Source organism: Stenotrophomonas sp. INTA L402-1 (assembly GCF_059295135.1).
Window position 1 is genome coordinate 23,085 of record NZ_JCAFWP010000034.1, and the last position, 18,469, is coordinate 41,553.

Below are 18,469 nucleotides of genomic sequence, written 5' to 3' on the forward strand. Positions count from 1 at the left end.
AGATATCCCCTCTCCTTGCGTCGCCCCATGCTCATCATCGTTGGATTCCTGGTCGTCATCGTCAGCGTGATCGGGGGCTATCTCGGTGCCCACGGCCGCCTGGGTGCCCTCTGGCAGCCCTACGAGCTGGTCATCATCGGTGGCGCCGCGCTCGGCGCCTTCCTGGTCGGCACCCCGGCCAAGACGGTCAAGCAGACCCTGCAGGCCATGGTCGGCGTGTTCAAGGGCCCGCGCTACAAGCAGCAGGACTACATCGATGTCCTCAGCCTGCTCTATGAACTGCTCAACAAGGCCCGCCGCGAAGGCTTCATGGCGCTGGAAGACCACGTCGAGCGCCCGGCCGAAAGCGCGCTGTTCGGCAACTACCCAAAGGTGCAGGCCGACCACCACCTGATCGACTTCATCACCGACTGCCTGCGCCTGATGATCGGCAGCAACATCGAGCCACACGAGCTGGAGCCGCTGCTGGAACTGGAGCTGGAAAAGCACCACGCCGAGGCCATGGCGCCGTCGCAGGTGCTGACCAAGGTCGCCGACGGACTGCCCGGTTTCGGCATCGTCGCGGCGGTGCTCGGCATCGTCATCACCATGGGTTCGATCGGCGGGGATATCGTCGAGGTCGGCGGCCATGTGGCCGGCGCGCTGGTCGGTACCTTCCTGGGCATCCTGCTGGGCTATGGCTTCGTCGGCCCGATGGCAGCCGCCATGGAAGCGCGCGCCGAGCAGGACAGCCGCATCTACGAATCGGTGAAGACCGCGCTGCTGGCCTGCCTGCGTGGCTACAACCCGAAGATCGCGCTGGAATTCGCCCGCAAGACGCTGCCGTCGAACGTGCGCCCGGCCTTCTCCGATTTCGAGCAGCACCTGAAGACGGTCAAGTAAGCCATGGCCGAGACCAAGCCCACCGTCATCGTCCGTCGGGTCAAGAAGGCCGGCCACGCCGCCCATCATGGCGGTTCGTGGAAGGTGGCCTATGCCGACTTCGTGACCGCGATGATGGCCTTCTTCCTGGTGCTGTGGCTGATGGCCACCACCAACAAGAACGACCGTGCGGCCATTTCCGAGTACTTCCGCAACCCCAGCCCGCTGAGCGGGCAGAACGCCACGCCGGCGCCCGGCATGGCCGGCCCGGGTGGCGCCAGCACCTCGATGATCAAGCTGGGTGGTGCCACCGACATCTCGCGGGGCAGCAGCAACGATCCCTTCCAGAACCAGAAGGAAGCCGTGCCGCAGCCGGTGGACCAGCAGCAGCGCGACAAGCAGCAGCTGGAAGCGCTGATGAAGGAACTGCAGGAAGCGATCAGCAAGAGCCAGGCACTGGAGCCGTTCAAGGACCAGCTGCTGCTGGACCTGACCCCGGAAGGCCTGCGCATCCAGATCGTGGACAAGCAGAACCGGCCGATGTTCGACCTCGGCAGCGCCACGCTGAAGCCGTACACGCAGCAGATCCTGCACGAGCTGGCCAATTACCTGAACCACGTGCCGAACCGGATCAGCCTGACCGGCCACACCGACATCACCGCCTATTCGGCCGCGCGCGGCTACGGCAACTGGGAACTGAGCGCCGATCGTGCCAACGCCGCACGGCGCGCACTGGTGGACGGCGGCCTGGAGGACAGCAAGATCACCCGCGTGGTCGGCCTGTCTTCGTCGGTGCTGTTCGACAAGGCCGACCCGCAGAATCCGATCAACCGCCGCATCAGCATCGTGGTGATGACCCAGGCCGCCGAAGCAGCCGCCCTGGCCGGTGCCGGCCCGCAGGTGGGGCTGTCGGCCCCCGCCGCCGACCCGGACGTGCAGGCCGCGCAGAGGCCGGCAAAGTAAACGGTAGGTGCGGACCTTGGTCCGCACATCCGGGAAAAGCGTGCGGACCAAGCTCCGCACCCACCAGGGGCATGACCCGGCGCACCCGCTACAATGGCGGTCTTTCCGTTTCCAGGTGACTCCACCCCATGTCCCAGAACTCCAAGGCCAAGCGCGACAAGCGCAAGAAGCAGCAGGCCAAGCGCCCGTTCCTCCGCCTGAACGCCCAGCAGCAGGTGCAGAACCATGCCGTGCTGACCAACGAAGACGGCCAGGTGGTCGCGGCCATCGGCCTGCAGGGCCGTGAGTGGCTGCTGGCCATCGGCGGCCAGACCATGGGCAACGCCGAGAACCCGGTGCCGATGCTGGCCATGCTCAAGCACCTGGCCAACGTGCAGGAGAAGGAAGGCCGCAAGGTCAACCTGGAGTACTCCGAACTGCTGCAGAAGCTGCTGGACACCCTGGCCGCCGAATCCGAGCAGACCGCTGACGAGTACCTGGACAAGCTGGTCGCCGAGTTCGAAGGCGTCGACGCTGCTGAGGGCGAGGAAGGCGAAGCCGCCGAGGGCGACGTGGCCGAAGAAGCCGCTGCCGAGGCCGCTCCGGCCGCTGACAGCGACAGCAAGCCGCAGGCCTGAACCGGCCGCGGCGGTGACGGTCTACGTCGATGACGCGGTGCATCCCTGGCGCGGACAGCGCTGGGCGCACCTGATGGCCGACACCCTGGCCGAGCTGCACGCGATGGCGGCGCAGCTCGGCATTCCCCCGCGGGCCTTCCAGAACAAGGCCAGCGGCGCCCACTACGACGTCACCGCCGAGCTGCGTACGCAGGCGATCGCGCTCGGCGCGCAGGCGATCTCAAGGCACACCGACCGCGCGCTGGTCAAAGCGGTGATCGCCAACGCCAGGGCGCAGTACCGGCCGTAGATGGGAGCGCCGGGCATGGCCCGGCGCTACCAATCAATCTCAGAACGGGTCGCTGCCCAGCCGGATTTCCACGTTCAGCAGCGAGCACAGCGCCAGCATCGCGTCGTCGTCGCGGGTCAGCGCCATCACGCCGGTGAAGCCGTCGCTGCCGGCATCCACGCTCCACAGCGTGTAATTGTGCTCGCGCAGGCGGTCGAAGGCGGTGGACATCAGCTGCACGCCGTCCAGGTCTTCGGCGAAGTCCTCGTCGTCCAGGTCGCCGCCCCAGTCCAGCTGCAGGTTGAAGCGCGCCGACAGCTCGTTCACCGCCGACTGCAGCGATTCCAGGTCATCTCGTTCCACCTCGAAACCGGACTGCCAGGCGATGGCCGTGAACAGCGCCGGCAGCCAGTCGCTGTCCGCTTCCAGCGGCTGCCCGTCCTCGGCCAGGTGCTCGCGCCAGCGGTTGAACTGCTGCAGGGCCAGCTCTTCGTCGCCCGGGTTGATCAGCACCAGCAGGTTCCAGACCCGCGCCTCGAAGCCCTCCTCGTCGAAGTCGTGGATGTCTTCCTCGAAGTCGAAATAGTCGCTGTTGTCGGGCATGGCGGAACTTCCTCTGGGGCAGGCCGGCATTCTACGGTTTATCCTGTGCCGCTGAAGCCGGCCTTGGTGGCCGTCACTGTGAATGAAGCGATGAGCGATACCCCTCCCGACCACCTGGCGATCAACCCGGCCAGCCCCTTCCATGATGCGCAGGCGCTGGAGCGCGGCGTTGGCGTGCGTTTCAACGACGTCGAGCGCGACAACGTCGAGGAATACTCGGTCAGCGAAGGCTGGATCCGCGTGCAGGCCGGCAAGGCCCGCGACCGCCGCGGCAACCCGATGACCATCAAGGTCAAGGGCAAGGTTGAGGCGTATTTCCTGGAAACGAAGCCGGAATAACCGGCTTGTGTAGAGTCGAGCCATGCTCGACTGCTTTCCGTTCCGGGTTCATGACGCCTGGGGCAAGAGCAGTCGAGCATGGCTCGACTCTACATTCGGCGTCATTCGCGCTTGCGCGATTCCAGCAGGTCCAGGTTGCGGATCAGGCGCCGTGAGATCTCGTCGGAGATCACCCCGCGCCGGGTCAGCCGGAACAGCTCCTCGCGCTCGGCATTCAGGCCGGCGCTGCGCAGCTGGCGGTAACCCAGTTCCATGCGCCGCACCTTCTCCGGGTCCACGTCGGGCCCGTCGCTGTCCTTCTCCAGGTGCCGCTGGTACAGCAGGCTCACCCGCGAGGCGGCGTCGTTGTAAAGCTGCACGTTCTCGGTGTTCTGGTTCATCACCATCTGCTGGCGCATGCGCTCCACACCCGCCAGCGCGGCCTTCGACGACAGCCGGCGCGCCAGGTCCTCTTCCTTGCGCTCACCCGAATCGGACGGCAGCTGCAGGCCCTTCAACAACCGCGGCAGCGCGATGCTGGCGCCCAGCAGCGAGAACAGGATCACCGACGCGGCCAGGAAGATCACCAGGTCACGCGCCGGGAATGCACTGCCGTCTGGCAGGAACAGCGGCAGGGTCAACACACCGGCCAGGGTAATCGCACCGCGCACGCCGGCCACCGAGGTCGCCACCACGATGCGCCAGTTCGGTGCCTCGCCCCGCTCCAGGCCGCGACGACGCGCGCGCAGCAGGTTCCAGCGCAGCGACAGCCACACCCACAGCAGGCGCAGCACGACCAGTGCCAGATTGATCACCACCACGTATACCAGCAGCCACCACGCACTCTGGTGGCCGGTCTCGTTCATGGTGGTGGTGGCGCGTTCGACGATGCCCGGCAGCTGCTCGCCCAGCAGCACGAACATGATGCCGTTGAAGCTGAACTGCAGCATGTTCCAGACTCCGGCACGCTGCACGCGCATGCTGCCGGAGACACGGCCGGTCAGCTCGACATAGCTCATCGCGATACCGGCAGCGACCGCGGCGAGGATGCCCGAGGCATGGATCTCTTCGGCCAGCAAATAGGCTGCGAACGGAATCAGCAGGTTGACCAGCATCGCCGCGCCCGGCTCTTCGCCGAAGCGGCGCCACAGCCAGCGCTGGAAGGTCGACACCCCCAGCGTCACCGCCACGCCCACGGCGAGGCCGGCCACCGCCACCCACACGAAGGTCAGCGAGGCGGTGGCCAGCGAGAAGGTGCCGGTCATCACCGCTGCCACCGCGAAGCGGAAGCAGACCAGGCCCGAGGCATCGTTGAGCAGCGACTCGCCCTCAAGGATGTGCATCAGGCGCTTGGGAATCGGTGCCTTGGAGGCGATGGCCCCGACCGCCACCGGGTCGGTCGGCGACACGATGGCCGCCAGCGCGAAGCACACCGCCAGCGGCATCACTGGAATCAGCCAGTGGATGAGGAAGCCGGCGCCGATGACGGTGAACACCACCAGGCCGAACGCCAGCTCGAGGATCGCGCCCTTGTCGCGGAACAGGCCCTGCTTGGGGATGCGCCAGCCGTCGAGGAACAGCAGCGGCGGCAGGAACAGCAGGAAGAACACCTCCGGCTCCAGCGCGTGGCCGCGGTTGAACACCCCGGCGATGACCGCACCCAGGCCGATCTGCACCAGCGGCAGCGGCAACGAGAACGGCAGGACACGAACCAGGTAGCCGCTGGCGACAACGGCCACCAGCATCGCCAGGACGACTTCAATGGTATGCATGCTTCTTCCAGGAAGCGGCGCGCGGGGAGGCTCGCAAGCCAGCGCCGGAAACCCGGAAAAAACTACCACATGCGGCCATGACCGCGACGGCCGGGGCCGCCGCGCGTCAGCCCCGGCTCATGCCCCGTCGAAGCGGTACAGATCCATGGCGAGGAAGCCGGCATCGATACCAGCGTCGATGCGGCGTGCACCGAAGCCGCCCTCTCCGGCCGCGCCCATCGCGAAAAACAACGGCAGCAGGTGCTCGTCGGTCGGGTGCGCACGTTCGGCGAATGGCGCCTGCCTGCGGTAATCCAACAGAGCCTGGCGGTCATTGGCGGCCAGACGCTGCTCCACCCACTCGATGAAGGGCCGCACGTACGGCGCTTCCTTACCGTCCTGGTAGTCCCCCCAGTCGTGCAGGTTGTGGGTGATGCTGCCCGAGCCGACCAGCAGCACGCCCTGCTCGCGCAGCGGCGCCAGCGCGCGGCCGAGCGCGAACTGGTGCTCGGGGCCGAGCAGCGGCTGGATCGACACCGGCACCACCGGGATGTCGGCCTGCGGGCGCAGCAGCCGCAGCGGCACCCAGGCACCGTGGTCGAGGCCACGTTGCGGGTCGAGTGCCACCGGCAGGCCAGCGGCCGCGATGCGGCCGGCCACCTCTTCGGCCAGCGCCGGATCGCCCGGCGCCGGGTACTGCAGTTCAAACAGCGCGCGCGGGAAGCCGCCGAAGTCGTGGATGGTCGGCGGCTGCGGATGCGCGCCGACCAGCGGCTGCCGGCCCAGCCAGTGCGCCGAGGCCATCACGATGGCGCGTGGCGTCGGCAGATCGCGCGCCAGCTCGGCCAGGCGCACGCCAACCTGGCCCGGATGCAGGGCGGTCATCGGCGAACCATGCGAGATGTACAGCGAAGGCAGGCGGGACATGGAATTCTCCAGTTGCAGGGTCAGGCGGCGATCAGCGCGAACGCAGGGTCCACTTGCCATCGCCGACCAGGAACAGCACTACCAGCGCCAGTGCCCAGAACGCCGGGTATTCCCAGCCGCCGCCGGCATTGGCAAAACCGAAGCCGTTGGCGCCGTGCACGGTGACGATGGTGCCCAGCAGCAGCGGCACACCAACCAGGCCCACCCAGCGTGCGTAGACGCCCAGCAGGAGCGCGACGGTGATCACCAGCTCGACGCCGATGGTGAGGTAGCCGAGCACGCCGGGCAGGCCCAGCGACTCGAAGAACGCCGCCGTGCCGGCCGCGGTGAACACCAGCAGCTTGGTCAGCGCATGGACCAGGAACAGCACGCCCAGGGCCAGGCGCAGCAGGGTGGCGCCGTACGGGGCCAGCGGCGAAACAGGAGCGGTCGTGGTGTGCATGGGGAAACACCTTGAAGGGAGTGGGCACAGGTTATTGCGCCTTCGTGGACCAATAAATACGATGGATTGACCGTATTTGTTTCAAAAGGCGCAACAATGGACACCCTCGAGGCGATGCGCGTGTTCGTGGCGGTGGTCGAGCGCAACGGCTTCAGTGCCGCCGCCCAGGCCCTGGATATGTCCACTGCCGGCGTCACCCGCCAGGTCGCCGCGCTGGAAAAGCGCCTGTCCACGCGCCTGCTCCACCGCACCACGCGCCGGGTCAGCCCGACCAGTGCCGGCGCGGCCTACTACGCCCAGTGCGTGCGCCTGCTGGCCGAGTTCGATGCACTGGAGGCCAGCATCGGCGCGCAGGCGCTGGAGCCCTCCGGCACGCTGCGCATCAACGCACCGGTCAGCTGGGGCATCGCCCGCCTCGGCCCGCTGCTGGCCAGCTACCGCGAACGCTACCCGCAGGTGGAACTGGACCTGGCCCTGTCCGACCGCCTGGTGGACATGGTCGAGGAAGGCTACGACGTGGCCATCCGCATCACCCGCGAGCCGGGACCGACGTTGATCGCGCGCCGTCTGGGCGAATCACGGGTGAGCCTGTGCGCCGCGCCGGCCTACCTGGCCGCACGCGGTACGCCACAGACGCCGCAGGAGCTGCAGGCACACGCCTGCCTGAGCTACAGCTACTGGGCCGCCGGCGACCATTGGCCGCTGCAGGGGCCGGGCGGCGAAGTGAAGGTGGCGGTGAGCAGCCTGCTGCACGCCAACAACGGCGACGTGCTGCGCGAAGCAGCAATCGCCGGCATGGGCGTGATCCTGCAGCCCGATTTCCTGCTGGAAGACGCGCTGGCCGATGGCCGCCTGGTGCGCATCCTGCCCGAATGGGAGGCCTCGCCGATCGGCATCTTCGCGGTCTATACCAGCCGCAGCCATCTGGCACCGAAGGTGCGCAGTTTCATCGACCATCTGGTGGAGGCCGGGGTGTAGCCGAATCTGGCGCTTGCCGGTAGTGCCGGCCGCTGGCCGGCAATCAGACACATCCCGGTCCTGGGCGAATGCCGGCCAGCGGCCGGCACTACCACTTAGGCGGCAACCTCATCCAGCGCCTCGATGATCCGTTCCAGCGGCGCCGGCCGCCCAAGCAGGTAACCCTGCACCTGGTCGCAGCCGTGCGCAGCCAGCCAGTCCAGCTGCCCCGGCGTTTCCACGCCCTCGGCGATGATGGTCAGGCCCATGCTGTGGCCCAGCGACAGCAGCGCGCGGCATATCGAGGCATTGCGCGGATTGGTTTCCACGTCGGCGACGAAGCTGCGGTCGATCTTCAGGATGTCCAATGGCAGGTGCTGCAGGTAGGACATGCTGGAATAGCCGGTACCGAAGTCATCCAGCGACACGCTGATGCCCTGCTCGTGCAGGCGTTGCATGGTCTGCATCGCCTGCGCCGGCTTGCGCATCAGGCTGCTCTCGGTCAGCTCCACGTGCAGCGCGCCGCGGGCCAGGCCGAACTCCTGCTGCGCGCGGGTGAACTCGGCCACCAGGTCGCTGTTGAAGAACTGCACCGCCGATACATTGACCGCGATCGGCAGCTCGCCCCAACCTGCCTCGACCAGCCGGCGCTGCGCCTTCGCCGCCGCACGGATCACCCAGCGGCCCAACGCCAGGATCAGCCCGGTGTCCTCGCACAGCTGGATGAACTCGTTCGGCGGGATGAAGCTGCCATCGGCCTGCGGCCAGCGCAGCAGAGCCTCCAGCGCGGCCGGGCTGCCATCGCTGGCGTGCCGGATCGGCTGGAAATACAGCTGGAACTCGTTGTCGATGGCGGCGTGGATGCGTCCGGCCAGGCGCAGGCGGTCGGCCAGCCGCGTGGTCACCGCCGCGTCGAACCAGACCACCACATTGCCTTCGGCGCGCGCGGCATGCGCGGCCTGTGCGGCCATGCCGATCACCTGCTCGGCGCTGTGGCCGTCGCCGGCAATGTGCACGGCCACGCCGATGCGCGGCTCGAACTGGTGCAGCGAATCCTTGCCGCGCATCGGCGCCGACACAATCTGCAGCAGGTCGTCCAGCACGCGCTGGGTATCGTGCTCGGCACCGATGGCGAACACGAAGTCCTCCGCCGGCTGGAATGCCAGCGTGCCGCAGCGCGCGCCCAGGCCACCGAGCCGGGTCGCCATCGACTGCAGCACCGCATCGCCGATCTCGCGGCCCAGCGTGTCGGCCACCAGCTGCAGTCCTCGCAACTGCACGAAGGCGATGGTGTAGCCCTCCTGCTGCTCGTCCAGCTGCTCGGTCAACGCACGCACGTTGAGCAGGCCGGTGGCCGGGTTGTGCCGCGCCTGGTAGGCCAGGTCGCGCTCGTAGGCCAGTCGTTCGCTCACATCCTCGGCCAGCACCAGGCAGGCGGGCTGGCCATCGAAATCGAGCCTGGACAGGTGTGCGCGCACTTCGAACACACTGCCGTCCTTGCGCCGGTGCAGGCGCACGGTGGCATCCTGCAGCTCGCCGACACGGGCCTTGGCGATCGCACCCTTCACCTCGTCCCAGCCTTCGCGCGGGCGGATGTCGAGGATGCTCATCGCCAGGAATTCCTCGCGGCTGTAGCCGTACTGGCGCACGGCGGCATCGTTGACCTCGATGAAGCGCAGCGTATCCGGATCGAACACCCAGAACGGTGCTGGATTGCGGTCGAACAACAGGCGGAAGCGGCGTTCCACTTCGCTCATCTGCTCGCGGGCCTGGTAGCGTTCGCTCAGGTCGGTCAGGGCACCGATCATGCGGCGCTCGCTGTCGGCCACCTCCACCCGCTGCCCGCGTGCGCCCACCCAGCGCACTGCGCCTCCGGGCAGTACCAGGCGGAACACCTGGTCGAGCACCGCGCCACCGGCGAAGGCCTGGTCGAAGGCCTGCTGCAGGCGCGCTGCATCATCACGATGCACGCGCGCGAAGAAATCGGCCACCGGCAGCGCATCGGTCTGCACGCCGAAGATCTCACGCGCCAGCGGCGACCAGCGCAGCAGTGCGGCGTCCTCATCCACGTACCAGGTGCAGACACGACCGACCTGGTGCGCAAGGCGCAGCTCGGCGTGGCCTGTTTTCAGCTCCTCGGCCATCGCCTGCTGGCTGCGGGTGCTGCGGCGCACGGCGTACAGCAGCACCAGCAACACCGCGATGTAGGCCACTACGATCGCCACCGACGCCTGCAGGTACGGCCACCACGGCGCCAGCACGTCCTCGTCAGCCAAGCCGACCTGCACCGCCAGCGGGCTGCGTTCCAGCGTGCTGATGGTGATGATGCGTGGCACGCCGTCGACGGCACCGGGCAGGCTGCCCAGCTCGACCACCGCCTGCTTGCCAAGCAGGTCGCGATGCGGGAGGTCGTAGCGACGGCCGACCGTGCCGTGCGGGTCCGGTACGCGGGCCAGCATGTAGCCTTCCGCATCGCTGATCGACACCAGCCCGTTCGAGCCAACATCGAGGCCGCCGATGATGCGCTGCAGTTCGCCGCAGCGCAGCCGCGCCAGCAACCAGCGGTCACCGGCCATCGGCAGCGCCAGCGGCACCACCCAGCCACCGTCGCTGGCGCGCAGCGGCGGACCGATGTACAGCGAACTGCCCAGGCCGCGGCGCTGCGGATCGGTCCACAGCGGCAGGTTCAGGTCACCTTTGCCGGCCGTCAGGGCGCGGCCATAGCTGTCCAGCACCACGATGCTGTGCAGCTCGGCATGCCGGCGCAGCACGCCGCCGATGGAGGCATCAAGCAGCGCCGGCGCCTGCGCGGGCACGCTGCGGAACGCTTCAACGGCATCGGCGGCGATGCCGGACATCGCCCGCTCCAGGTTGCGCAGCTCCAGCGCCAGCAGGCGCTCGCTGCCCACCGCCAGGGCACGGCTCTGGCGCTGTGCGGCCTCCAGCCGGCGGTGATGGTCGTTGGCCAGCATGGTGGTCAACCCGGCCACCAGCAGAATGCCCAGCAACACCCCGCCCCAGGTAATGGCGCGCAGCGGCCGGGCCAACGCCCGTTTCAGCGCGGGCATCGGTTGGTCTTCCTTGTGCAGTCGGCTGGCTTCATGCGCGAACGAATCCTCCACATCCCCGACCTCAACGGCCGGCGGACGCCATTCTTGACGCCTGACCCGCCCCCGCATGGCCACCTCCCCGTGTCCGCGCAGGGCTCCTGAGGCCAGCATGCACCACACCGGTGACGGCGTGAAGATCGCTTCTGCGCGTTCAGCCAGATCCCGCACAGGGCGGGCGGCACTACGGGAGGGCCAGCCGGGGCGGAGCGGATTAGACTTGGGGTTTTCCGCTGCAAGAGAAGTCCATGTCCAAGCTGCGCCGTCCCACCCTGGCACTGGCCATCGTTGCCAGCCTGTCCCTGGCCGCCTGCGACCGCCCGGCCGATCCGGCTGCCGGCACCGCCGCGCCTGCCGATGCCGCACCTGCGGCCGCCAAGCCGATGCTGGGCAGCTTCGGCTTCGATGCCAGCGGCATGGACCGCAGCATCAACGCCGGCGATGATTTCTTCGGCTTCGCCAACGGCACCTGGGTGAAGAACACCGAGATCCCGGCCGACCGCTCGCGCTTCGGCAGCTTCAACGTCATCGCCGAGAAGACCCTGGCCGACACCCGCGCCATTCTCGAAGGCGCCGCCGGCAACACCCAGGCCAGCGGTGACGACAAGCTGATCGGCGACTACTACGCCGCCTACATGGACGAAGCCGGCATCGAGCAGCACGGCATCGCGCCGGTGCAGCCGCAGCTGAAGGCCATCGATGCGATCGCCGACAAGGCCGGGTTGGCCCGAGCCCTGGGCGGCGAGATGCGCGCCGACGTCGACCTGCTCAATGCGACCAACTTCTACACCGACCGCCTGTTCGGCCTGTGGGTGTCGGTGGACCTGCTGCAGCCGGACCGCAACGCGCCCTACCTGGTGCAGGGCGGCCTGGGCATGCCCGACCGTGACTTCTACCTGGGCGGCGGCCGCATGGCCGAGCTGCGCAAGCAGTACCAGGCCTACATCGCACAGATGCTGCAGCTGGCCGGTGTCGCCGATCCGGCGGGCAAGGCGCAGCGCATCCTCGCGCTGGAGACGAAGATCGCGCAGGCGCACGCCACCCAGGAAGAAACCAATGATGTGACCAAGGGTGCCAATCCCTGGACCCAGGCCGACTTCAATGCCAAGGCGCCGGGCATGGACTGGAACGCCTTCCTCGACGCGGCTGCGCTGGGCAAGCAGCAGGACTTCATCGTCTGGCAACCCAAGGCCGTGGCCGGCCTGTCCAAGCTGGTCGCCACCGAGCCGCTGGATGTCTGGAAGGATTACCTGGCCTTCCACGCGCTGGACCGCGCCGCTGCCTACCTGCCGAAGAAATTCGCCGATGCCCGCTTCGCCTTCCACGGCACCACGCTGAGCGGCACGCCGCAGCAGAGCGACCGCTGGAAGCGTGCAGTGGACGACGCCAACCATGCCATCGGCGAAGCGATCGGCAAGCGTTACGTCGAGAAGCACTTCGACGCCAAGACCAAGGAACGCGCGGACGAGATGGCGAAGAACATCATCGCCGCCTTCGCCAAGCGCATCGACGCGCTCGCGTGGATGTCGCCGCAGACCAAGGCCAGCGCCAAGGCCAAGGTGGCCGGCCTGACCGTGGGCATGGGTTACCCGGAAAAGTGGCGTGATTACACCGGCCTGGAGATCCGCCGTGATGACGCGCTGGGCAATGCGCAGCGCGCCGAACTGTTCGAGTACCAGCGCAACATCGCCAAGCTGGGCAAGGCGGTCGACCACAGCGAGTGGGCGATGCTGCCGCAGACCATCAACGCGATGAACGTGCCGCTGGAGAACCGCCTGGTGTTCCCGGCCGCGATCCTGCAGCCGCCGTTCTTCGACGGTGCTGCCGACGACGCGGTGAACTACGGCGCCATCGGCGCAGTGATCGGCCACGAAATCAGCCACGGCTTCGACAACGCCGGTGCGCTCTTCGACGAGACCGGCAAGCTGCACAACTGGTGGACCGCTGAAGACCTGAAGCAGTTCAACGCCGCTGGTGATGCGCTGGCCGCACAGTTCAGCAGCTACGAGCCGTTCCCGGGCGTGCATGTGAACGGCAAGCTGACCCTGGGCGAGAACATCGCCGACGTGGCTGGCCTGGGTACCGCCTACGATGCCTACCAGCTGTCGCTGCAGGGCAAGCCGGGGCAGACCCTGGAAGGCTTCACCCCCGACCAGCGCTTCTTCCTCGGCTTCGCCCAGGCGTGGCGCAGCAAGAGCCGCGAGCAGGCGCTGCGCAACTCGCTGCTGACCGATGTGCATGCACCGGGCCAGTTCCGCGCACTCACCGTGCGCAATATCGACGCCTGGTACCCGGCGTTCGAAGTGAAGGAAGGCCAGAAGCTGTACCTGGCCCCGGACAAGCGGGTCAAGGTGTGGTGATGTAACCGGAACGGGCGCCGAAAGGCGCCCGTTTCATTTCCCGGTAGCTGCCAACCCTGGTCGGCACATGCCCCGCTCTGGTGGGTGCCAACCTTGGTTGGCACGGGCGTGGGAATCCACGCATGGCGTGGATCTACCTGCGGGTGGTGGCAACCATCAGCAGAGCGCTCGCAGCCAACACCGCAGCAGCCCAAAGCGTGGCGTATGGCCCGACACCATCCAGCAGCCGTCCCCCGCCCCACGCGCCGAGCGCGATGCCGATATTGAACACGCCCACATACAGGGCGGTGGCGATCTCCACGGCCTGCGGCACCGCTTTCATCATCCAGCTCATCAGGCCCACCGATACGCCGCCATAGGCCAGGCCCCATAGCAGCAGCACCGCAATGCCACCGCTCGGCGTGCCCCCCAGCCACAGCAACAGCAGCGGCGTCAGCAGCAGGCCCGATGCGATCGCCAGCAACGTACCGCGCGGATGGCGTGCTGCCAGCGGCCCGGCGATGAAGTTGCCGGCGATGCCGGCCAGGCCGTAGGCAAACAGCAGTGCCCCGATCCACGACGCCTCCACGCCCGAGACGGACGTCAGCAGCGGCCGCACGTAGGTGAAGGCGATGAAGTGCCCGGACACCAGCAGCACGGTCAGCCACAGGCCATGCCGCAGGTCACGCTGGCCAAGCTGCTGCACGAACTGCCGCAGCCGCACCGATGTACTTACAGGTAACGCAGGAACCACCCGCAGATGCAGCAGCATCACCGCCGCACTGAACAACGCCATCGCTGCAAAGGCGCTGCGCCAACCCAATGCATCCCCGATCAGCGCGCCCAACGGAACACCCAGCACCGACGCTGCGGCCACGCCGCCGAAGATGATCGAGGTAGCCAGGCCGATGCGGTCAGCCGGCACCAGGCGCGCGGCCAGACCGCCGGCGATGGCCCAGATGCCGCCCATGCAGAACCCCACCAGCACCCGTGCGGCCAACAGCCAGCCGATGCCCGGTGCCAGCGCCGACGCGAGGTTGGCGACCAGCAGAAGCGCAAGCAGCGCGCACAGGATGCGACGGCGATCGATGCCACCGGCTGCGATCACCACCAGCGGTGCGAACACTGCCGCCAGCAGGGCCGGCAGCGAGATCATCAGGCCGGCGGTGCCGGTGGACGCGCCGAGATCTTCGGCGATCGGGGTCAGCAGGCCGACCGGCAGCATTTCGGTGGTGACCACCGAGAACGTGGCGAGGCCGACGGCGGAAACCGCCCACCACGGATGACGAGGCACAGGCGCGGCGTGCGCAGGCGATGAAGCGCTCACGGGACGATTCCTTCAGGGGATGTGGTCGAGGCAGACGGGCGCAGTGCACGGTGCGCGAGCACGGCGAACAGCAGCACGCCACCGCCTGCCACCAGCGCAACAACAAAGCCGCTGCGCACGCCCCCCGCATCGACACTCCGCCCAGACAGCGCCGCGCCCAGCGCCACGCCGATGTTCAATCCGGCCAGCAACCAGGTCATGCCTTCGGTCAGGCGCGATTCGGGCACGTACTGTTCGACCAGCGACATCGCCACGATCATCGTCGGCGCGAAAAACACCCCGGCCAGCAACACGGCAACGGCCAGGGCAGGCAGGCTGCCGACCCACAGCAGCGGTAGCGTGGCCAATGCAGTGGCCGCTGCTCCGGTCAGCAACAGGCGCGGCAACGGGATCTGCAGCTTCAGCGCACCAAACAGCAGGCCCGCCGCGCAGCTGCCCAGCGCATAGGCCGACAGCACCCAACTGGCAGCCAGTGGCTGCCCGCGCTGTTCGGCGAAGGCCACGCTGGTGATGTCGACGGTACCGACAATCACACCCATCGCCAGCATCAGCAACGCCAGCAGGCGGATCTCCGCTTGCCGCAGCAGGGAGCGGCGTGGTGTGGCGCTGTCAACCGGTTGCAACGGCGGCTCGGTACCGCGTTGCAGAACCAGTGCGGTCACCCCGAGCACCAGCAGCAGGGCGGCGGCCAGCACGCCGGCCTGCGGCCATACCGCCACCGACAACCCGACGGACAACGGTGGCCCGGCGATGAAGGTCACCTCGTCGAACACGGTCTCCAGCGAATACGCGGTCTGCAGCTGCGGGCGCCCGCGATGAATCGCGGTCCAGCGCGCGCGCACCATCGCCGACACGCTGGGCATGCAACCGGCCAGCATCGCCGCAATGAACAGCGTCCAGTCCGGCGCGGCCAGCAGCGTGCACGCAAGCAGCAACAGCAACCCGGCCGCACTGGCCGCGGTGGCCCACGGCAGCACCCTGCCCTGCCCGCGCCGGTCGACCCAGCGCGATACCTGCGGCGACAGCAACGCGTAGGTCAGCACGAAGGTGGCCGATACCGCACCGGCCAGTGCATAGCTGCCGCGCAGCTGGGACAGCAGGGTGATGATGCCGATACCGGTCATCGGTAGAGGAAGGCGTGCCAGCAGCCCGGCCAGGGCGAGGCCGGCGGTGCCGGGGGCCGCGAACAGGTCGCGATAGGGGGTGGCCATCAGGTTCTCCAGGGCAGTGACTTGCCTGGCGCACCGGGCGCCACGACAATACATACAGAGCGTATGAATAAGAGGCTACATTCATACGCGCCGTATGTAAATAATCATGCACTGTGTATGTAAGGAGCTCCGGATGGTTCGTCGCACCCGCGCCGAGATGGAAGAAACCCGCGCCACCCTGCTGGCCACCGCCCGCCGGGTGTTCAGCGCGCATGGCTATGCCGCCACCTCGATGGACGACCTGACCGCCCAGGCCGGGCTGACCCGCGGCGCGCTGTACCACCACTTCGGCGACAAGAAGGGTCTGCTGGCGGCTGTCGTCGCCCAGCTCGATGCCGAGACCGACCTGCGTCTGCAGGCGATCAGCGATGGCGCGGATGATGCCTGGGACGGCTTCGTGCAGCGTTGCCGCGCCTATCTGGAGATGGCACTGGAGCCGGAAATCCAGCGCATCGTGCTGCGCGATGCGCGCGCGGTACTGGGTGGCGCCTCACCGGAATCGCAGCGCCACTGCGTGCACTCGATGCAGCACCTGATCGAACATCTGGTGGCGCAGGGCGTGGTGGCGCCGGTGGACGCGCAGGCGCTGGCGTCGCTGATCTACGGCAGCCTGGCCGAGGCCGCGTTCTGGATCGCCGAGGGCGAGGATGGCGACGCGCGCCTGCAGCAGGCGACGGCGGCGCTGGAGATGCTGTTGCGTGGGTTGAAGTCGGCCGGGTAACGCCCATCCACGCATGGCGTGGATCTACTGCGGAATCCGCTCTGGTAGAGGCCAACCTTGGTTGGCGCTTCTGCGGCACCGCGCGAAATGCGTGCCAACCAAGGTCGGCACCTACCAGAATCATGGCTTCAGTAGATCCACGCCATGCGTGGATGAAGCTCTATCGCGCAACGCGTGCCAACCAAGGTTGGCACCTACCAGGCAACCGCGGGCCACCCGCGCAACACCGCCACCGGCACGCCCATGCGCGTGCAGGCGCGGCTGGCCAGGCCATCGGGCAGCGCGCGGCGGAACAGCGGCGCCATGCCCTGCATCAGCTTCGCCGACGCTGCAGCTTGTGCGCGCTGGCGCGCATTGCGTTCCAGCATGCCCTCGGCCCAATCCGGCAGCAGCGCCGCACCGGCGCCGAGGAACACTTCGCGCGACAGGCCCGGCACCGGTACCGGCAAGCGCACGCCGGACAACACCTCCAGCACTTCGCGCGAGCGTTCGTCGACGCGCAGTTCCGGCTGCCGCGCGCAGAAGTACGCGGCCACTTCCGCTTCACTGCGCGGCACATCCACCGCACCCAGTGCCTCGGCCACGCAGCGGTACTCGTCGTAGTAGCGATCGGCGATGTGCGCCGGCACCTCGCGCCCGTAGCGGCGGAAGCCTTGCAGGAAACCGAAGGCTTCGGTCACATGCACCCAGGTCAGCAGTTGCGGATCATCGGCAGCATAGGTCTCGCCCTGTGCGGTCTGGCCGCGGATCTGCGCATGGATGCGGCGTACCTTGGCCACCAGCGCCTCCACCTCGCCGCGGGGCGCATAGCTGGTGCCGGCAACGAAGGCGGTGGTGCGGCGCAGGCGGCCCACCAGGTCCTGCCGGAAGTTGGAATGGTCGTAGACCCCGGCCAGTGCGCGCGGGTGCAGGGTCTGCAGCATCAGTGCGCACAGGCCACCGGCCAGCATCGACGGGAATTCCGCATGCAGCCGCCAGGTGACGCTGTCCGGGCCGAACCAGCCCGGGTCTCCCAGCGGGTGGTCGTAATCGATGCCGCTCTGGCCACGCGGGAAGGCCTCCAGTACCCAGCGCCGGATAGGCGCGGTGACGGGGCGGGAAAGTCGCTGCAGCAGAGCCGGCATCACAGGTCCAGGAAAGGCGGAAGAGCGGCCGCAGGTTGCGCGGTCGGCCCCGATTCTGGGCGATCACGACGCCGACGGCGAGTCTCCGCGCTCAGCCACGGTTTCATGTGCAGCCGCAGCACGTTTCACCCTGCGACATCCTGTCGCAGGCTGCGACCATGATGTTGCGATGCAACAACATTCACCCATTCAGACAAAACCCTTACGCCGCTAGGCATTGCGCCCATTGCACGGCTCGCTGGAAGTGCTAGAACTGAACCCGCCACACCGTCCAACGCTGATCGACGCACGTTCCACAAGGAGCCAGCCATGATTGCTTTGTTCAAGGGTTTGGGACTACTGCTTCGCGACAACGAGCTCTACAGCAGCCCGTTCGAAAAACAGGTCGCGCACTGGCGCAGCCTCAGCGAGCAGCAGATCCGCGATGAAGTGGCTGTGCTGGCCCAGGCCAAGTGCCAATGGCTGATCGCCTCGATCGTCGGCTGGCAGGCGGCCTCGCTGCTGATCCTCGGGCTGATCACCAACTACCTGTGGCGCGACGATTACCACATCACCTTCACCCGCGTGGTCGTGGTGTTCGGCTCATGGATCTCGATCCTGTTCGTGATCTGGTTCATGGCCAACATGTTCGACCGCACCGCCGGTTTCGAGCGTTGGATGAAGGCCTTCAACAGCCGCGCCCGCATCAGCTCCAAGGCCGACAGCGTCGAGAACGTGGCCGAGGCACTGGACCTGGCCGAGCACTACCCGGAAGTGCTGGACTACAAGCAGGCCGTCACTGCCAAGCGCGAGCTGCGCCATGAGGACATCCGCATCATGACCGAGATCGGGCGCATGAAGCAGCACTCAGAACTGGTCGGCCGCCTGAACCATGTGGGTGAGAACGAGCACCACCACGACCTGACACTGCAACCTGCCTACTGACCCTTCAGG

The 18,469-nt window shown here is 67.7% G+C and carries 17 protein-coding genes; 9 read left to right on the forward strand and 8 right to left on the reverse strand.

Going from position 1 to position 18,469, the window contains the following annotated elements; genetic code table 11:
• The first annotated feature begins 27 nt into the window (after positions 1 to 27).
• The 4 genes from motA (at position 28) to AC5O77_RS17245 (ending at position 2,730) form a co-directional block, all read left to right on the forward strand.
• Positions 28 to 882, forward strand: a complete 855-nt coding sequence (gene motA / locus AC5O77_RS17230; RefSeq protein WP_032128746.1) for a flagellar motor stator protein MotA — start codon at positions 28 to 30, stop codon at positions 880 to 882.
• A 3-nt stretch (positions 883 to 885) separates the two neighbouring features.
• Positions 886 to 1,824, forward strand: a complete 939-nt coding sequence (motB, locus tag AC5O77_RS17235) for a flagellar motor protein MotB (RefSeq protein ID WP_182267202.1) — start codon at positions 886 to 888, stop codon at positions 1,822 to 1,824.
• Between the two features lie 128 nt (positions 1,825 to 1,952).
• Entirely contained in the window at positions 1,953 to 2,441 is a 489-nt protein-coding gene (locus AC5O77_RS17240) for a hypothetical protein (protein WP_005407913.1), read from the forward strand.
• A 13-nt stretch (positions 2,442 to 2,454) separates the two neighbouring features.
• Positions 2,455 to 2,730 (forward strand): DUF4031 domain-containing protein, encoded by a 276-nt coding sequence (locus tag AC5O77_RS17245; protein ID WP_049398338.1) that lies wholly within the window; start codon positions 2,455 to 2,457, stop codon positions 2,728 to 2,730.
• A 39-nt stretch (positions 2,731 to 2,769) separates the two neighbouring features.
• Here the strand turns inward: AC5O77_RS17245 and AC5O77_RS17250 are convergent, their stop codons facing one another.
• Positions 2,770 to 3,312: a DUF6630 family protein gene (locus AC5O77_RS17250; RefSeq protein ID WP_094000536.1), complete on the reverse strand. Its 543-nt coding sequence runs from the start codon at positions 3,310 to 3,312 to the stop codon at positions 2,770 to 2,772.
• 90 nt (positions 3,313 to 3,402) lie between these two features.
• Between AC5O77_RS17250 and AC5O77_RS17255 the strand changes: the two genes are divergently transcribed.
• Positions 3,403 to 3,651, forward strand: coding sequence for a DUF3297 family protein (locus tag AC5O77_RS17255; RefSeq protein ID WP_012509930.1), 249 nt, complete (start codon positions 3,403 to 3,405; stop codon positions 3,649 to 3,651).
• Positions 3,652 to 3,752: 101 nt separating this feature from the next.
• On the opposite strand, the gene AC5O77_RS17260 is transcribed toward AC5O77_RS17255, so the two are convergent.
• The 3 genes from AC5O77_RS17260 to AC5O77_RS17270 all read right to left on the reverse strand — a co-directional run bounded on the left by AC5O77_RS17260 (position 3,753) and on the right by AC5O77_RS17270 (position 6,750).
• Positions 3,753 to 5,402, reverse strand: a complete 1,650-nt coding sequence (locus AC5O77_RS17260; RefSeq protein WP_032128751.1) for a Na+/H+ antiporter — start codon at positions 5,400 to 5,402, stop codon at positions 3,753 to 3,755.
• Between the two features lie 117 nt (positions 5,403 to 5,519).
• Positions 5,520 to 6,308, reverse strand: coding sequence for a dioxygenase family protein (locus AC5O77_RS17265; protein WP_478058614.1), 789 nt, complete (start codon positions 6,306 to 6,308; stop codon positions 5,520 to 5,522).
• Between the two features lie 31 nt (positions 6,309 to 6,339).
• The gene (locus AC5O77_RS17270; protein ID WP_478058612.1) at positions 6,340 to 6,750 is read right to left on the reverse strand and encodes a DoxX family protein; all 411 of its coding nucleotides are present in this window, start codon (positions 6,748 to 6,750) and stop codon (positions 6,340 to 6,342) included.
• Positions 6,751 to 6,846: 96 nt separating this feature from the next.
• Between AC5O77_RS17270 and AC5O77_RS17275 the strand changes: the two genes are divergently transcribed.
• Positions 6,847 to 7,728: a LysR family transcriptional regulator gene (locus tag AC5O77_RS17275; RefSeq protein WP_049398334.1), complete on the forward strand. Its 882-nt coding sequence runs from the start codon at positions 6,847 to 6,849 to the stop codon at positions 7,726 to 7,728.
• Positions 7,729 to 7,823: 95 nt separating this feature from the next.
• Here the strand turns inward: AC5O77_RS17275 and AC5O77_RS17280 are convergent, their stop codons facing one another.
• Positions 7,824 to 10,886 (reverse strand): bifunctional diguanylate cyclase/phosphodiesterase, encoded by a 3,063-nt coding sequence (locus tag AC5O77_RS17280; protein WP_494506990.1) that lies wholly within the window; start codon positions 10,884 to 10,886, stop codon positions 7,824 to 7,826.
• 176 nt (positions 10,887 to 11,062) lie between these two features.
• Here AC5O77_RS17280 and AC5O77_RS17285 point away from each other — a divergent pair, with 176 nt between their 5' ends.
• Positions 11,063 to 13,174, forward strand: coding sequence for a M13 family metallopeptidase (locus AC5O77_RS17285; protein WP_329914202.1), 2,112 nt, complete (start codon positions 11,063 to 11,065; stop codon positions 13,172 to 13,174).
• Between the two features lie 133 nt (positions 13,175 to 13,307).
• On the opposite strand, the gene AC5O77_RS17290 is transcribed toward AC5O77_RS17285, so the two are convergent.
• Together AC5O77_RS17290 and AC5O77_RS17295 are read right to left on the reverse strand one after the other, a co-directional pair.
• Complete coding sequence (locus AC5O77_RS17290) at positions 13,308 to 14,480, reverse strand: MFS transporter (RefSeq protein WP_134952064.1); 1,173 nt, start codon at positions 14,478 to 14,480, stop codon at positions 13,308 to 13,310.
• Positions 14,477 to 15,691, reverse strand: a complete 1,215-nt coding sequence (locus tag AC5O77_RS17295; protein WP_494506985.1) for an MFS transporter — start codon at positions 15,689 to 15,691, stop codon at positions 14,477 to 14,479. The genes AC5O77_RS17290 and AC5O77_RS17295 overlap by 4 nt, the downstream gene beginning before the upstream one ends.
• Before the next feature lie 133 nt (positions 15,692 to 15,824).
• On the opposite strand from AC5O77_RS17295, the gene AC5O77_RS17300 reads away from it, so the two are divergent.
• Entirely contained in the window at positions 15,825 to 16,412 is a 588-nt protein-coding gene (locus AC5O77_RS17300) for a TetR/AcrR family transcriptional regulator (RefSeq protein WP_032128759.1), read from the forward strand.
• Positions 16,413 to 16,606: 194 nt separating this feature from the next.
• On the opposite strand, the gene AC5O77_RS17305 is transcribed toward AC5O77_RS17300, so the two are convergent.
• A complete protein-coding gene (locus AC5O77_RS17305; protein WP_494506986.1) occupies positions 16,607 to 17,536 on the reverse strand; it encodes an oxygenase MpaB family protein in 930 nt (309 codons plus the stop codon).
• 309 nt (positions 17,537 to 17,845) lie between these two features.
• Between AC5O77_RS17305 and AC5O77_RS17310 the strand changes: the two genes are divergently transcribed.
• On the forward strand, positions 17,846 to 18,460 hold the full coding sequence (locus AC5O77_RS17310) for a hypothetical protein (RefSeq protein WP_032128761.1): 615 nt from the start codon (positions 17,846 to 17,848) through the stop codon (positions 18,458 to 18,460).
• The last annotated feature ends 9 nt before the right edge of the window (positions 18,461 to 18,469 follow it).

Bases quoted from the DNA above. Each gene is read 5' to 3' on its own strand.
- AC5O77_RS17250 (WP_094000536.1), bottom strand. From the start codon at position 3,312: ATGCCCGACAACAGCGACTATTTCGACTTCGAGGAAGACATCCACGAC.
- AC5O77_RS17300 (WP_032128759.1), top strand. From the start codon at position 15,825: ATGGTTCGTCGCACCCGCGCCGAGATGGAAGAAACCCGCGCCACCCTG.
- AC5O77_RS17240 (WP_005407913.1), top strand. From the start codon at position 1,953: ATGTCCCAGAACTCCAAGGCCAAGCGCGACAAGCGCAAGAAGCAGCAG.
- AC5O77_RS17260 (WP_032128751.1), bottom strand. From the start codon at position 5,402: ATGCATACCATTGAAGTCGTCCTGGCGATGCTGGTGGCCGTTGTCGCC.
- AC5O77_RS17295 (WP_494506985.1), bottom strand. From the start codon at position 15,691: ATGGCCACCCCCTATCGCGACCTGTTCGCGGCCCCCGGCACCGCCGGC.
- AC5O77_RS17270 (WP_478058612.1), bottom strand. From the start codon at position 6,750: ATGCACACCACGACCGCTCCTGTTTCGCCGCTGGCCCCGTACGGCGCC.
- motB (WP_182267202.1), top strand. From the start codon at position 886: ATGGCCGAGACCAAGCCCACCGTCATCGTCCGTCGGGTCAAGAAGGCC.
- motA (WP_032128746.1), top strand. From the start codon at position 28: ATGCTCATCATCGTTGGATTCCTGGTCGTCATCGTCAGCGTGATCGGG.
- AC5O77_RS17255 (WP_012509930.1), top strand. From the start codon at position 3,403: ATGAGCGATACCCCTCCCGACCACCTGGCGATCAACCCGGCCAGCCCC.
- AC5O77_RS17310 (WP_032128761.1), top strand. From the start codon at position 17,846: ATGATTGCTTTGTTCAAGGGTTTGGGACTACTGCTTCGCGACAACGAG.
- AC5O77_RS17280 (WP_494506990.1), bottom strand. From the start codon at position 10,886: ATGCGGGGGCGGGTCAGGCGTCAAGAATGGCGTCCGCCGGCCGTTGAG.
- AC5O77_RS17305 (WP_494506986.1), bottom strand. From the start codon at position 17,536: ATGCCGGCTCTGCTGCAGCGACTTTCCCGCCCCGTCACCGCGCCTATC.
- AC5O77_RS17285 (WP_329914202.1), top strand. From the start codon at position 11,063: ATGTCCAAGCTGCGCCGTCCCACCCTGGCACTGGCCATCGTTGCCAGC.
- AC5O77_RS17265 (WP_478058614.1), bottom strand. From the start codon at position 6,308: ATGTCCCGCCTGCCTTCGCTGTACATCTCGCATGGTTCGCCGATGACC.
- AC5O77_RS17275 (WP_049398334.1), top strand. From the start codon at position 6,847: ATGGACACCCTCGAGGCGATGCGCGTGTTCGTGGCGGTGGTCGAGCGC.